At 55.3% G+C, this 255-nt stretch carries 1 protein-coding gene; it reads left to right on the top strand.

The window, feature by feature from the left end:
* Window positions 1–255 (top strand): hypothetical protein (locus HJW02_RS13030; protein WP_208050682.1); only part of this gene is annotated, 255 nt, incomplete at both ends.

Here is a 255-nt window from a genome sequence, read left to right as displayed (position 1 = left end):
GCCGGCTGAAAGACTTGGGAGAGGTGTACCATGACATCTCCCTGGTTTCTTCCAGCCTGCTGACGGATTCTAAATTCGGAGGTCTTAAAAAGGACCTCAACATTATGTTTTCCCAGGAAAAGCTGCCTGAGGACTTCCGCGGAGACACCTCGGATATCGGTCTCCGGCCGTATACGTCCGAGGACGGAAACCCATCGGAACAGAACCGGCCCATTGCCTCCTGGAACCAGCTCTACCTGTGGGCCAACGTGTGGG

The sequence above is a fragment of the Akkermansia sp. GGCC_0220 genome (assembly GCF_017566105.1).
In the GTDB taxonomy this organism is placed as follows: Bacteria; Verrucomicrobiota; Verrucomicrobiia; order Verrucomicrobiales; family Akkermansiaceae; genus Akkermansia; species Akkermansia massiliensis.
This window is presented reverse-complemented; position numbering and strand designations above follow the sequence as displayed.